At 44.6% G+C, this 15,123-nt stretch carries 13 protein-coding genes; all 13 read right to left on the reverse strand.

Annotated features, from left to right (window positions below):
• Nucleotides 1–125: 125 nt before the first annotated feature.
• Entirely contained in the window at nucleotides 126–581 is a 456-nt protein-coding gene (locus QY309_18400; protein ID WKZ59818.1) for a hypothetical protein, read from the reverse strand.
• Nucleotides 582–665: 84 nt separating this feature from the next.
• The gene (locus QY309_18405) at nucleotides 666–1,556 is read right to left on the reverse strand and encodes a hypothetical protein (protein WKZ59819.1); all 891 of its coding nucleotides are present in this window, start codon (nucleotides 1,554–1,556) and stop codon (nucleotides 666–668) included.
• 17 nt (nucleotides 1,557–1,573) lie between these two features.
• A complete protein-coding gene (locus QY309_18410) occupies nucleotides 1,574–2,338 on the reverse strand; it encodes a geranylgeranylglyceryl/heptaprenylglyceryl phosphate synthase (GenBank protein WKZ59820.1) in 765 nt (254 codons plus the stop codon).
• A complete protein-coding gene (locus QY309_18415) occupies nucleotides 2,325–2,738 on the reverse strand; it encodes a hypothetical protein (GenBank protein ID WKZ59821.1) in 414 nt (137 codons plus the stop codon). Before QY309_18415 ends, QY309_18410 begins: the two co-directional genes overlap by 14 nt.
• Nucleotides 2,716–3,099 carry a phage holin family protein gene (locus tag QY309_18420; protein WKZ59822.1) on the reverse strand — a complete coding sequence of 128 codons (384 nt, stop codon included), beginning with the start codon at nucleotides 3,097–3,099 and terminating at the stop codon, nucleotides 2,716–2,718. The genes QY309_18415 and QY309_18420 overlap by 23 nt, the downstream gene beginning before the upstream one ends.
• Before the next feature lie 64 nt (nucleotides 3,100–3,163).
• Entirely contained in the window at nucleotides 3,164–4,774 is a 1,611-nt protein-coding gene (locus QY309_18425) for a Na/Pi symporter (protein ID WKZ59823.1), read from the reverse strand.
• A gap of 94 nt (nucleotides 4,775–4,868) precedes the next feature.
• On the reverse strand, nucleotides 4,869–5,606 hold the full coding sequence (locus QY309_18430; protein ID WKZ59824.1) for a PASTA domain-containing protein: 738 nt from the start codon (nucleotides 5,604–5,606) through the stop codon (nucleotides 4,869–4,871).
• A 10-nt stretch (nucleotides 5,607–5,616) separates the two neighbouring features.
• Nucleotides 5,617–6,807 (reverse strand): M20 family metallopeptidase, encoded by a 1,191-nt coding sequence (locus QY309_18435; GenBank protein ID WKZ59825.1) that lies wholly within the window; start codon nucleotides 6,805–6,807, stop codon nucleotides 5,617–5,619.
• A gap of 345 nt (nucleotides 6,808–7,152) precedes the next feature.
• The gene (locus tag QY309_18440; protein ID WKZ59826.1) at nucleotides 7,153–7,674 is read right to left on the reverse strand and encodes a hypothetical protein; all 522 of its coding nucleotides are present in this window, start codon (nucleotides 7,672–7,674) and stop codon (nucleotides 7,153–7,155) included.
• Nucleotides 7,674–11,024, reverse strand: coding sequence for a preprotein translocase subunit SecA (gene secA / locus QY309_18445; GenBank protein ID WKZ59827.1), 3,351 nt, complete (start codon nucleotides 11,022–11,024; stop codon nucleotides 7,674–7,676). Before secA ends, QY309_18440 begins: the two co-directional genes overlap by 1 nt.
• Nucleotides 11,025–11,223: 199 nt before the next feature.
• Nucleotides 11,224–12,000, reverse strand: coding sequence for a diaminopimelate epimerase (gene dapF / locus QY309_18450; GenBank protein ID WKZ59828.1), 777 nt, complete (start codon nucleotides 11,998–12,000; stop codon nucleotides 11,224–11,226).
• 13 nt (nucleotides 12,001–12,013) lie between these two features.
• On the reverse strand, nucleotides 12,014–12,232 hold the full coding sequence (locus tag QY309_18455) for a DUF4834 domain-containing protein (protein ID WKZ59829.1): 219 nt from the start codon (nucleotides 12,230–12,232) through the stop codon (nucleotides 12,014–12,016).
• 20 nt (nucleotides 12,233–12,252) lie between these two features.
• Nucleotides 12,253–15,066, reverse strand: coding sequence for a carbamoyl-phosphate synthase large subunit (gene carB, locus QY309_18460; GenBank protein WKZ59830.1), 2,814 nt, complete (start codon nucleotides 15,064–15,066; stop codon nucleotides 12,253–12,255).
• Between the last annotated feature and the right edge of the window lie 57 nt (nucleotides 15,067–15,123).

Raw genomic sequence — 15,123 nt, forward strand, 5'->3', positions numbered from 1 at the left:
TGAGCCTATGAACATTGTTTAGAGTTGCTTCATTAAAGATTTCACAGTTAATTCCCCACGCCCTTATTGGTACTCTTCACAAACAAGGAGTTAGGTGTTCATAAGCTAAATTAACCATCAATACTTTATTTCAAGGCCAGTTTAGATACCAATTCTTTTGTTGTTACATACGGATAGGGACAGTCAATGATGATTACCGCATCAAATCCATTTGATTCCTTTTTTTCTATTTCATTGAAAACAATCAATCCATTTCCCGCATGACCTTTAAAGGCAGGTTTAAAAAATTCGAAAAACTCACTTTTCGACAAGAATCCATTTCCATTTGTGTTTTTGTCTTTTGTGCATGAAAAGAAGGCCATTCTCTTGCCTGTAAAATCAAAACCGTTCTTAGGATCTATGGTTCCTGACTTTTTTGAATAGCGTGGTGCGAACAACAGGCTATAAATAACTCTAATTTCGTACCGATTTAATTCTGAATTGGAATCTATTCCGCAGCTGTCTAAGAGATTTATTTGTCCATAACCCAATTGATAGGTAAGAAGGGCAAAGAGAAAAATAGTTGTGTATTTTGTGTTCATTTTACTTGCCTACTATCAAACTTTGAATATGTTGTTGGTGCAGAACACCAACAACGGCTGGGGTTTCAGAAATCAACGGTTGAGTTATTTTTTCTTTTTTCCCTCATAGATATTGCCAATGACTTCGAAGTTCTTTGAGTCACCTTTGAAAATCGGAAACTCTTTTTCTTTTCCAACTATCCACGGCCATAACGGATTAGACTTCTCCAAAGAATGGTTGTCGTAGAAAAACTTAATTATTTTTTCTGCACATGTACAAATGTCAAATATGTCCTTCTGAAAATAGTGCTTGTAAAACTCTGTATGTTCAATTGATTTTTGATGAATTATTTCATGTCTGTACCTTTCGAGATTGACGAAAAGATTCCAACTTTTATCCTTGTCAATTGCTCTCGTTTTATAAACCTTAGGTAAAATAGTCGATAGTTTAGTACTTAAAGTAATCCAGCGTTCAATCGCAGTTTTGTCGTATCGTTCATCAATTCCTTTATTATTAACTCTTTGGATGTGATAGTAGTCTTCGGGAATGCTGAGGTTTGCAAATGCTTCTAATGCTGTGTACGCAAAAACAATACTTGCTTGAATTTCTTCTATGTAATCACAAACGTCCTTAGAAATCAATTTAAGAAATTCAAGTTTATTAGTTGCTTTAGAAAGTTCGATTGTGCTCGTGTCCGGATTAAGTTTAGAGTCAAAAATATCTTTAGCTTTTTTCAGAGAACGGCTTGATATAGAAAGTAAGATTGCTACATTATTTGGTGTAAAAAAATCTAGTCGCTTTTTTTTTAATTTTACTTCATTTGTCTCCTGAAGTACCATAGAACTATCACCATTCAACTCGTCAGGAACTTGAAAAGTAATTGGTTTCTTAATCCTGTTATCAAAGATTTGATAGTCCTCAGGGCTAAGATTAATAATTAAGGATTCTTTTCTTTTCTTGGTCATCTGATAATTTCTACCAACTCCCAAATACACGCAATTGCATGTATTCCTTAAATATCCTTAGTCATACTCTCATTCCACTCATACACCTTATCGGCAATTTCAATGAGCAGGTTTGGGTCTTTTTCCAGGGCATTGCCAATCACAATCATGTCGGCACCTGCTTCCAAGGCGGTTAATGCTTTTTGGGCAGTGTTGATGCCGCCCCCCACAATCAACGGTGTGTGTATGGCTTTGCGTACGGTGCTGATCATGCGCGCACTGATTTCCTTTTCGGCACCGCTGCCGGCATCGAGGTACATGAGTTGCAAACCCAGCATTTCACCGGCCATAGCCGTACAGGCGGCTAAGGAATATTTATCGTCTGGAATGGGTGTGGTGTTGCTGATGTAGGCCACCGAGGTGGTACGGCCCGAGCTGATGAGCATATACCCGGTGGGCAGCACTTCCAGGCGCGTGTTGCGCACAATGGGTGCAGCCACTACGTGTTGGCCAATCAGCAATTCAGGGTTGCGCCCGGAGATGAGTGATAAAAACAAAATGCCATCAGCAGAAGGCTCAATTTGTATGGAGTTTCCGGGAAACAAAATCACCGGCAGATTTACGCTTTGCTTGATCTGCTGTACGATCTCCGACAGGTTGGTGGTGGTAACCAAACTACCACCTACAAAAAAATAATCAATGCAGTTTTCGCTGGCCAGGTTAATGAGATGTTGCAAGGCGGAAGCATCGCTTACCTTGTCGGGGTCAATTAAAACCGCAATGGATTTTTTACCCAGCTTCTGATTTTCCTTTAAGGCCTCAAGAATTTTCATCCGCTTTCTTTTGGGCTTGTGCCTGTAAATACTCCATCAGTTTTTCTTTGGCCAGGTCGAGCAAAATCATGGTGGCTTGTGACGCTACGGCTGTTCCAATCTGGCTGAGTATCTGCGATGGGCCAGACGCTTCGTATACTTCGGTTTCTTCTTCGCCATCAACTTCAGTGGCTTTAGCTTTTACTTTTGCCTTGCGCGCCTTGCGTTTCTTTTTAGCAGAAAATCCCCGAACCAAAAAATACGTAAGGGCCAACGCACCGCCAATGATGAGTGCATTGGTTAACACTTTTTCTGTGCGGTCGGTAATCTCGTGCATTTCGCTTTCAATTTCCTGCCGCTGTTGTGCTGCTTTTTGCAGCAACTGGCTTTTCACCAGGTCATCCGTTTCCATCGCCTTCATGGTGTTGATGTTTTTTATGCCTCAATGTTTTTTTGATTTCCAATTCAATTTTATGACTGATCGGTTCGCGGAAGAAAATGACCACGAGCAGTAAAATCAGGTAAACGCCTGCCACAATACCAAAACCACCATATACCCCCACCAGCTCAGCCAGCAGGTACGCAGCCGTTACGCTGATGAAGAGCAGAAACAGCGTGAAGAAAAGCGCAATCACCATCACGATAGCAATTTTGGCCATCGCCCGCGCTATGTCTTCTTTCAATTCGTACTTCACCAACTCCAGCCGGGTTTCTATGTAGCCCGTCAGGTTGTTGATCAGTCCTTCCAGCTTAAAAAATTTCAGTAGCGTTTCTTTTAACATGTTTCCGCTTTACGGTGATACAAGGTATGCAAAGATCGGAACTTTCAGGGGATTCAAAAAGGCGCTATTTGCGCTCAAATCGGGTGATTTTACGGGTTTCTACAGGCTTGCCATACTGTGTACGAACGCTTTGCAAAACAATGGGATATTGGGCGCTTACGTATACCGTGCTTACGGCCGAATCAGGATGGTTGTAATACCGTTGCGTATACACATAAACAGAATCGAAACTCAAGGCTTCACTCAACGCATAACGAGGTAAAACTTTATCCACACAGAGTTGATATTTTCCTTCACGGTTTTCACCATCCCAGCAAAAGCCGGGTTCATTGAACAGAATCATCTCTTTGTTGATGAACAGCACGTTGTTCTTTTTATACACCGGATGTATTTCATCCGGATCGATGGTGTTGCGTCTGTAAATCAACCACTCGCCACTCTGACTGCGAATTTGTTGTTTGGAAACGATGCGGTAAGTGGAACTGTCACCAGTGAGGTGATTAATTTTTGAATACGTTAATTCCAATACTTCCGTAGAGTCTTTATTCAGATAGATAAGGGAGAACGGAATGAAAAAGAATACCGCCAGGAGATACACAAAACCGGTCAGCCTGTACCGCGTAGTGAGTCGGCCCATACCATTAGCCATGGCGATGGGTATGTCACGCAATATGGGTATTGGAAAAAATACGAGCACACCAATGAAGTTGAACAGAAAGTGTGCAATGGCGATGGTGATGGCGCTTGATGAACTTGAATTCAGGATGGCAGCAATGAAAGCTGTTACCGTAGTGCCGATGTTTGCCCCAAGAATAAACGGAACCGCTTTACGCAGCGTAATAATTTTTTGTGCCACAATCGGAACCACAACCGATGTGGTGATGGTGCTGGAGCGGATGGCTGCGGTAGTGGCTAATCCCCAGAAAAACGATTTGAATGTGTTCTTAAAAAAGAAGCGACTGAATTTTTCGGGTGAGCTGGCCATGAGCAAACCGGAGATCAGCTTGCGAAACAACAGAATAGAAACAAATAGTAGGGCGACTGAGAGCAGCGCCAGCAAAAATCCGCTTGGAATGGTATTCACCAAAAACTCAATCACCGGACTGAACCCACGAAAGGTAGGTGAGAAGGAGCCTGATGGTGTGGTGCTGCTGATGGTGAAAAAGTTTTCTGCAATCCAGCCGGCTAAATTGGATAGGATACCATTATAGTACTCCAACGGGAAGAGAATCGATACCGTTAGGATGTTGAAAAAATCGTGGTACGTACCGGCTGCAATAGCGCGCCTGAATTCTTTTCGTTTATTGATAAACCCAAGCGAAACAATGGTGCTGGTAATGGTGGTGCCCACGTTGGCCCCCATAATAATCGGTATGGCGCTGTCGATGGTAATGGAACCGGAAGCCACCAAGGCTACCACCAGACTGGTGGCCGTGGAACTGCTTTGCAGCATGGCGGCAATCAGCAACCCGATAAATAATCCGGTAAAGGGATTGGATGTAGCCAATAGAATGGCTTCGGCAGCCGTTTTCCCCAGGTGTTGCAGGGATGAGATCATCAAATCAAGCGCAAATACAAACAGCACCAGCGTACCCAGTATGTACAGGATTTTTCTAATCCGATCCCAATACGGGGGTTGAGGTTGAAGTGGCGTTTGTGGAAGCGGTTGTTCCAAGGTGTTGCTTTTGCTTAAATGTAGAAATCTATGAATTGAAAAATTACTGAAGTGTTAAATTTAATATGAAGAATTGAATCGGACACTTCTAAGTCTATCTCCGGAGGTTATAGACCCAAAGCTCAATTTGGTCACCATGCCGAACAGTATCACCAGGTAGTGGAAGTTGTCTTTGAATTGAATTTAAAAGCTTATTGTCATCCTGAACAGGATGAATCTTTGATGTTTCAAGATTTAAACCAAATATTAAAATTTCAGCATCCTCTAACTCCATTCCTGTAAAATCAGGTATAGGGAATTTGTCGGTTTGCATGCCAATTATAAGATCAATAAATGTTCCTTTTTTGATTTTTTCTCCAGCTGCCACAACAGAATCATTCACTTTAACTTCTATAACCGTATTATGTGCTATGTCTGGTTTGTATTCTATTGTGTTTATTTTTAGATCAAGGGATTTTATCTGCTGAAGCGCAAAATCAAGACTCATTCCTTTTAGAGCTGGCAAACTAACCACAGGTGGATTTTGTGAGTTTAATACCAGGTTAATCTTTCGGTTAATCTTAACTTTTTCATTTGGTGATGGATATTGTTTTAAAACGGTTAACGGTTTTAAGTCCAAAGCATATGCGGAGTCGGAAATGTTGAAATCAAGATCTTTAGATTTCAGGAAATTCTTTGCTTCTTCCAAACTCATTCCTTTTACATCTGGAACCGTAACCAGTTGATCTTTATTTGTTAGGGAGGGTAAGATTCTGTAAAAAAACGTGAATGAAAGGAGTCCGAGTATTCCTGAAACAAAAATAATAGTGAACAATAATTTTTTAAGAGACATAATTATAGGATTATAGTCCCAACTCCTTCACCGCCATCCAGGCCATCAGTCCGGGTCCGATGGAGAGGGCATCTTCATCGATATTAAAAGTAGGGGTGTGCACATACGATGTTATGCCTTTGGCATCATTCCGTGTACCCAAACGATAGAAGGATGCCGGAATCGCTTGCGAATAATAAGCAAAATCCTCACTGCCTAAAGTCAGGTCAATGTCTACTACATTTTCTTTTCCTACATATGCCTCGGCTGCCTGCCGGATGCGTTTGGTTACTTCAGGATTGTTTTGCAGAAACGGATAACCGTGTGAAATTTTTACTTCACATTTTCCGCCCATGCTTTCGGCTAGTGTTTCAGCCATAGTTTTTATTTTTTGAAGCCCTTCCTTGCGCCAGGTTTCATCCATCGCGCGAAACGTTCCGGCAATCGTTACTTCATTGGGGATGATGTTCGTGGCGCCATCGGCCACTACTTTCCCAAACGTCAGTACGGTAGGTTGTTTGGGTGAAGCATTGCGACTGATCACCTGCTGCAACGCAATGATGATGTGTGAAGCAATCACCACCGGATCGATGGTTAGCTCGGGTGTGGCGCCATGCCCGCCTTTACCGATTACCCGTAAAAAAATTTCATCACTGCTGGCCATGTACATGCCTTCCCGAAAGCCAATCTTTCCCACCGGCAATAAGGGAAACACATGTTGCCCGATGATGGAAGCAGGCTTAGGATTCTCTAACACTCCTTCTTTGATCATGAATGAGGCACCCCCCGGATTTTTTTCTTCCCCCGGTTGAAAAATCAAACGCACGGTGCCCTCAAATTCATTTTTGATTTCGTTCAGGATTCGTGCGGTGCCGAGCAGCGAAGACGTGTGCACATCATGTCCGCAAGCATGCATTACTCCAGCATTTTTCGATTTGTATGGAACTTCATTCGCTTCATGAATCGGCAGAGCGTCCATATCCGCCCGGAGGGCTATTGTTTTTTTGTCTGGATTTTTTCCTTTGATTTCAGCTACAACGCCTGTGGTGGCAACACCTTCCGTGGGCGTTATGCCAAACGATTTAAGTTGAGTCGCAACATATTTTGCCGTGTTAAACTCCTGGTATGATAATTCAGGATTGGCGTGTATATGCCTGCGCATGGTTACCACATCGGTAGCATATGCAGTTGAAAGCGACTTGATTTTTTCCAGCAGGTTCATCAGGTCAAAAATACATAACCGTATCCAAAGTGTTAACTATGTATAATGATGATTGTCATGTCCAAAAGACCAATGGGCATTGTCGCCAAAATTCAAGCTCCGTAGGAGCGATTCTATTGGTAACAAAAAATAACGAGTGGATACCGTGCCGACTGGATCATGGCTATGAAATGGGTCTTCTGTCCGGCACGCTTTTACAACCGTTGATCAACGGTAGCACATCCCGCGCCATGAACGTTAACATTTCAAATATAAGGTATCTGTGGCGCGGAAACGGGCATTCATGGTAGCCCCGACCTCGCGGTTGGGGCTACCAAAATTACGCCCCTATGGGGCTGAAAAAATTCAATTCAATGAAATCTTATCGGGAATAAGAATGGCGTTCGGGAACGACTGCTTTATTTTTTCGTAATCTTTCTGCGCCTGCAGCCTGTTAAAATACTTACCCACTTTTACGCGGAAGTTGGGTTGAAGGTACTGTACCTCAGCTTCCATTTCCGGGATGCGAATGGTGGCATCCTTCTTTGCGTTAAGCGCATCTTCACGCCTGATTCCGTAGTATATCTGAATGGTAAAGCCATCAACCACCTTACGACTCAGGTTTAACCGGTCAATGCTGTCGAGTACGGCATCCACCTGTGCGTTTACGGTGAACTTCGGTTCAACATAAACGTTGGGATCACGTGTGCTGCCATCCTGTTTTAGGGTGTCAACGCTTGTTTCCGTTTCTTCAACTTTTGGCCGTAAACCCGAAAGGTCTTCATGGTATTTTCCTCCTTGTGTGGAGGTAGTAGTTTTCTGAGCAGGTTTACACCCTTCAAAAACCACAATTAAAACCAAGACACCGAAAAGGAGAAAGCGATTCATCAGTCGATAATTATGCAACGGTTATTTAAAACGTCTTCTTCTACTTTTTTGTATTTCACATCCCGCAAGATACGACCATCCGTATACTGTACCGACACTTTATCGTTTCGGTTGGCCACTTTTTCTGATTTGGCCGGCATCACTTTTTCCTGTGGAGGCCTTCCGGTTGCGGCAGGCTGCTGATTTCCACCGCCACTCAACAGCGAGCGCGATTCTTCTTTCTGCTCATTGAACCGTTGCCGGCTCCGTGAGCGGGCTTCTTCAACTTGTCCGGCTTCCTGTGCAGGGATATCGGCCTTCATCAGGAAGGAGATGGTTTCTTCGTTCACTTTGCCGATGAAGCGTTTGAACAACTCAAAGCCCTCGAACTTATAAATCAACAACGGATCTTTCTGTTCGTACACGGCCGTTTGCACGGATTGTTTCAAATCGTCCATGTCGCGCAGGTGTTCCTTCCAAAGCTGATCGATGATGGCAAGCGTGATCATCTTCTCCATCGAGCGCGTTAACTCTGCGTTATTGGTGTCTACGGCTTTTTTGAGGTTGGCAACTACGCCAATATTTTTTGAGCCATCCGAGAAGGGCACCAGAATATTTTCAACGGTTGCTCCACGGGTTTTGTGAATCTCTTTGATTACAGGTAAAGCTTTGTCGGCAACGAGTTTGTTTTTCTTACGGTAATGCTCCAACGCTTTTGTGTACAGATCATCAGCAAGATTTGCTTCGCTTCCTTTTTCAAAATCTTCTTTGCTGATTTCGTAATCGAGGCCTAATACACTCAATGCATTTAACCGTAGACTTTCATAATCATTCGCTGCCTTGGCGTTGCTCACCATCTCTTCGGTAATGTCGTTGAGCATGTTCAGAATGTCCAACTCCAGACGTTCACCATACAGCGCATTTCTTCTGCGCTTGTAAATTACTTCGCGCTGCGAGTTCATCACGTTATCGTATTCCAACAAGCGCTTACGAATGCCGAAGTTGTTTTCCTCAACTTTTTTCTGCGCGCGTTCAATGGAACTCGTTACCATCGAATGCTGAATCACTTCGCCTTCCTTCAAGCCAAGACGGTCCATCACACGCGCAATGCGTTCCGGCATGAACAAACGCATCAGGTTATCTTCCAGTGAAACATAGAACTGTGAAGTTCCGGGGTCACCCTGGCGACCTGAACGACCGCGCAACTGGCGGTCAACCCTGCGCGATTCGTGGCGCTCGGTACCGATAATGGCCAAACCACCAGCAGCCCGCGATTCTGGCGTAAGCTTGATATCCGTACCACGACCAGCCATGTTGGTGGCGATGGTTACAGTGCCCGGCTTACCAGCTTCAGCCACAATATCGGCTTCGCGTTGGTGTTGTTTGGCGTTCAATACCTGGTGTTTGATCTTCCGGATCTGCAACATGCGGCTTACCAGTTCTGAAATTTCAACAGAAGTAGTACCCACCAATACAGGTCGGCCTTGTTCGGTCAGTTTTACAATTTCATCGGCTACTGCATTGAATTTTTCACGGACAGTTTTGTAAACCAGGTCATCCTGATCTTTTCGTGTTATCGGACGGTTGGTTGGAATGGTCACCACATCCAACTTGTAAATGTCCCAGAATTCTCCAGCTTCCGTTTCGGCAGTACCGGTCATACCCGCAAGTTTGTGGTACATCCGGAAATAGTTTTGCAAGGTGATGGTGGCGTAGGTTTGGGTGGCATCTTCCACCTTCACATTTTCTTTTGCCTCAATGGCCTGGTGCAGCCCATCGGAATAACGTCTGCCATCCAACACACGACCGGTTTGCTCGTCAACAATTTTTACTTTGCCGTCAACAATGATGTATTCCGTATCTTTTTCAAACAGCGTATATGCTTTCAATAATTGGTTTACACTGTGAATGCGTTGCGATTTTACCTGGTAGTCGCGGATGATCGCTTCTTTTTTCTGAAAGCGATCTGCATCGTTTAGTGAAAGATCTTTTTCGAGTTTGTTTAACTCGGTACCGATCTCCGGCATGATAAAGAACTTCGGATCTTCCCCTTCACCGGTAATCAGGTCAATACCTTTTTCGGTAAGCTCCACGCTATTGTCTTTTTCATCGATGATGAAGTACAACGGCTTGTCCGCTTCCGGCATGTTGCGTTTGTTATCCTGCAGGTAGAAGTTTTCGGTTTTTTGCAGAACGGCTTTAATACCGGTTTCGCTTAAGTATTTGATAAGGGGTTTGTTTTTAGGCAAGCCGCGGAACGCGCGGAACAAGGCGAGGCCGCCATCTTTTTCATTGCCTTCTGCAATTTGTTTTTTAGCCTGGATCAGGTATTCAGCTACTAATTTTTTCTGGGCTTCTACCAGTTTAAAAATGCGTGGCTTCAGGTCGTAGAATTCGTGCTCATCACCTTTTGGTATCGGACCGGAAATGATCAGCGGAGTACGGGCTTCGTCAATCAACACGCTGTCCACCTCATCCACCATGGCGAAATGGTGTCCACGCTGTACGAGTTCCTGCGGATCGCGTGCCATGTTATCGCGCAAGTAGTCGAAACCAAATTCGTTGTTGGTACCGTAAGTAATATCGGCCAGGTAAGCATTTCTGCGGGCGATGGAGTTTGGCTCGTGCTTATCAACACAATCTACACGCATGCCATGAAACTGGAATAATGGAGCCATCCACTCGCTATCACGAACGGAGAGGTAGTTGTTTACCGTAACTACGTGCACGCCTCTGCGGGCAAGTGCATTCAAAAATGCAGGGAAGGTGGCCACTAACGTTTTTCCTTCACCGGTTGCCATTTCGGCAATCTTGCCTTCATGCAATACAATACCGCCTATGATTTGCACATCGTAGTGCACCATGTCCCAGGTAATCAGGTTTCCGGCTGCTATCCACTGGTTGTGCCACAGGGCTTTGTCACCTTCAATTTTTATGTGCTGGAATTTGGCCGCAAACTCGCGGTCCATGTCGTTAGCGGTAACTTCAATAACGCTGTTTTCTTTAAAGCGTCTGGCGGTTTCGCGTATAATGGCGAAGGCTTTTGGTAAAACTTTTAGTAATACCTTTTCCAGTTCCTTATTCCGGTCTTGCTCCAGTTTGTCTATCTCCGCGAAGATGGATTCCTTTTCGCTGATGTTGAGTTCAGGATTTTCTTCGATTCGTTTGTGGAGTGCCGCCAGTTGATCATCTATATCTTTCAGAAAGGCGTTGATTTCTTCCTGTACCTGTTGGGTTTGCTCCCGCAACTGGTCGTTGGTTAACGCCCCAAGTTTGCTTTCTTCCTGCTTGGTTTGTTCCACCAGCGGCATGATGCGCTTAATGTCCTTTTCTGATTTGGTACCGAAGATTTTCGCAATGAATTTTAACATATCGTAACGTAGTCCTAAAGTTCTGTGCCCGCTTGTACAGACTACGGGCAAAAGAGCGTCAAAGTTAATTTGTTTTTCGTGACCTGCCTACCGGCAAGTGCGTTTGCGGGGTGCAATAATGGCTCCAAATGGCGTTTAAAAGAGCATTTTCGGATATGAGCACCCATTTTGGCAGGCATCAGCCCGAAAATGGCAGGTATCAGAACTCGAAAACGCCCTCGAATACTTTTTTGGCAGGGCCATTCAGGTAAATGTGGGAGAAGATTGGGGTACCTGATTGTTCAAATTCAACCGATAATTCACCGCCCAGTGTTTTAACCGTTACCGGTGATGTGTACCCTTGGCGGGATGCGGCCAGCGCTGCAGCGGTAACGCCTGTACCGCATGATAGCGTTTCGTTTTCTACACCACGTTCATAGGTGCGCACAAAAATGGTGTTGTTGGGCTGAAGCTCAACAAAGTTCACGTTGGTTCCACCTTGTGCCTCAAACTGTTTGTCGTAGCGAAGTTTTCTTCCTTCTTCAAAAACGGGATATTGACCAACATCATCAACAAAACAAATCAGGTGAGGCGAACCCGTGTTGATGAAGAGGTTTGTGCCAATTTCTTTCACTTCACTCACATCATTCATGTGCAACCGAATTTTTCCGGTCGATTGAAGTTCCGCATCGTGCAGGCCATCATATGCATGAAAAGAAGTTTTGCCGTTAATCAAGCCCAGCGTAGAAGCAAATTGCACGGCTGCGCGGCTGCCATTTCCGCAGAGGCTTTGGGAACCATCACTGTTGTAGTAGTTGAGGTTGAAATCCGTGGAAGAATGTTTTTCGATCAGGATTAGTCCATCGGCACCAATGCCAAACTTACGGTCGCATATTTTTTTGATCTGATCAACAGAAAATGAAAATGCTCCTGATCGGTTATCAACCAGGATAAAATCATTACCCGTAGCCTGGTATTTATGGAAAGGAATTTTCATGGCGATAGAGAGGTTATTTTACCTCTTCGTAATCCACATATTCTCCACCTTTAAAGCCTTTGCGCTTTTCTTTCGGTGGAGCCGAATCGATGTTTACATTACCTCCAGCACGTTTATTCAGGTCGTTTGGATCAGAATACCCCTGCTTTACGCTGCCTACAAATACACGGAACAGCCCGAGTTTGTAGAGCACGTAGAAAATAAGGACGAATAGGAGGAGTATTCTAAGCATTTCAGTAAAGCTACTTCTTTCTAACGACTTAAGTACAAATTCCGCTCACTGTAAATCTTCAGGAAATAATCATCCATCAGGTCGTCAATGAAATAAATCGCCTCCCCGGTCGATTTCATTTCAGGGCCAAGCTCCTTATTTACATCCGGAAACTTGCTGAACGAGAATACCGGTTCCTTGATGGCGTATCCTTTCCTGGTAGGACGAAACGTGAAGTCTTTTATTTTCTTTTCGCCCAACATTACTTTGGTAGCATAGTTCACGTAAGGTTCATCGTAAGCTTTGCAGATGAACGGCACTGTACGCGATGCGCGTGGATTGGCTTCAATGATGTACACCTTGTCGTTTTTAACCGCAAACTGAATGTTGATCAAACCAACTGTTTTCAGCGCGAGTGCAATCCGTTGCGTGTAGGTTTCAATTTGCTTCATCACAAAATCGCCCAGGTTGTAGGGTGGCAACACCGCATACGAATCACCGGAGTGAATACCTGCCGGTTCGATGTGCTGCATCACGCCAATGATGTACACATCTTCGCCATCGCAAATGGCATCAGCTTCGGCTTCAATGGCGCCATCTAAAAAGTGATCGAGCAATACTTTATTTTCCGGCAGGTGCTTCCAGATATCGATGATGTGATTTTCAAGTTCTTTTTCGTTGATCACGATTTTCATGCTTTGTCCGCCCAATACGTAGGAGGGACGAACGAGCAGCGGAAATCCAATGGTCTTGGAAACTTCCAATGCTTCATCAGCATTGGTGGCCACACCAAACTCCGGATATGGAATATTCAATTCTTTTAACAATGTGGAGAAACTTCCACGATCTTCTGCGAGATCAAGCGCTTCAAAAGAAGTTCCGATTATTTTTACTCCATACTTGTGCAGTTTTTCGGCCAGCTTCAATGCGGTTTGTCCACCAAGCTGAACAATAACGCCTTCAGGCTTTTCATGTTGAATGATATCCCACAGGTGCTCCCAGAAAACCGGCTCGAAGTAAAGTTTGTTGGCAATATCGAAATCGGTAGAAACGGTTTCCGGGTTGCAGTTGATCATGATGGCTTCGTAACCACATTCTTTTGTGGCCAGCACACCGTGCACGCAGGAGTAATCAAATTCAATTCCTTGACCGATGCGGTTAGGTCCTGAACCTAGCACAATAATTTTTTTCTTATCAGAAACGACAGACTCGTTTTCGGTATCGAATGTTGAATAGTAGTATGGTGTGTTGGCTTCAAATTCTGCTGCGCAGGTATCCACCAGTTTAAACACCCGATTGATGCCCATTGCCCTGCGCTTCTCGTGCACTTCGCTTTCGAGGCAATCGAGTATATGCGCAATCTGCCGGTCGGCAAAACCTTTTTCCTTGGCCTTGCGCATCAACTCTGCGGGAATAGTTTCCAGTTTGTATTGTTCAATCTCGCGTTCAATTTCTACGAGTTCCCACACCTGTTCTAAAAACCACTTATCGATTTTGGTCAGGTTCTGAATAGTTTTCATCGAGATGCCAAGCTTCATGGCATCGTAAATATGGAAGAGACGATTCCAGCTTGGATTTTCCAGGCTGTACATTAACTCATCACGGTTGGTATTCTCTTTACCATCGGCACCCAGGCCGTTGCGCCTGATCTCCAACGACTGACAGGCTTTTTGTAAGGCTTCCTGAAAATTTCTTCCGATACCCATTACCTCACCTACCGACTTCATCTGCAAACCCAGTTTGCGGTTGGCGCCAAGAAACTTATCGAAATTCCAGCGTGGAATTTTTACAATAACATAATCAAGCGCAGGTTCAAAGTAGGCGGTTGTTGTTCCGGTGATGGCGTTCTTTAATTCATCAAGGTTATAACCGATGGCCAGTTTCGCGGCTACTTTGGCAATCGGGTAACCCGTGGCTTTTGAAGCCAATGCAGAGGAGCGCGAAACACGCGGATTGATTTCAATACCGATGATGTCGTCCGTATCGGGATTCACCGCAAACTGCACATTACACCCTCCGGCAAACTGCCCGATGCCATTCATCATTTTAATGGCGAGGTCGCGCATATTTTGGTATACCGTATCGGGCAATGTCATGGCAGGCGCCACGGTAATGGAGTCACCGGTGTGCACACCCATCGGATCAAAGTTTTCAATGGAGCAGATGATGATCACATTGCCTCTTCCATCGCGGAGCAATTCAAGCTCATATTCCTTCCAGCCCAAAATACTTTGTTCAACCAACACCTCGTGAATGGGCGATGCGTGCAAGCCACGGTTCAACGCTTCATCAAATTCTTCGGGTTTGTTTACAAATCCGCCTCCGGTACCGCCAAGGGTGAAGGAGGGTCGAATTACGAGGGGAAAGCCAATTTCCTGGGCAATTTCTTTTCCTTGTAAAAACGAGGTTGCTGTCGCTCCTTTACATACGCCAACACCCAACTCCAGCATTTTCAACCGGAATTTCTCCCGATCTTCCGTGGTCTCAATCGCCTTAATGTCAACCCCAATAATCTTTACACCGTAATGCTGCCAGATGCCTGCTTTATCGCACTCAATACACAGGTTCAGCGCAGTTTGCCCGCCCATGGTAGGTAAAACCGCATCGATGTTATGTTTTTCAAGTATTTCCCGAATGGATTTCTTCGTCAGGGGCTTAAGGTACACATGGTCGGCTGTTACCTTATCCGTCATAATGGTAGCCGGATTGGAGTTTATAAGCACCACTTCAATTCCTTCTTCACGAAGCGACCGTGAAGCCTGCGATCCGGAATAGTCAAACTCACAAGCCTGGCCAATAATAATGGGGCCGCTGCCGATAATCAGAACGGAACGAATACTTCTATCTCTAGGCATGTTGGTGGTTGGGTATGGATAAATTGGGGCAAAAATAAGGCGCATGGCCCAACGCAC

This window comes from Cyclobacteriaceae bacterium (assembly GCA_030584025.1).
In the GTDB taxonomy this organism is placed as follows: Bacteria; Bacteroidota; Bacteroidia; order Cytophagales; family Cyclobacteriaceae; genus UBA2336.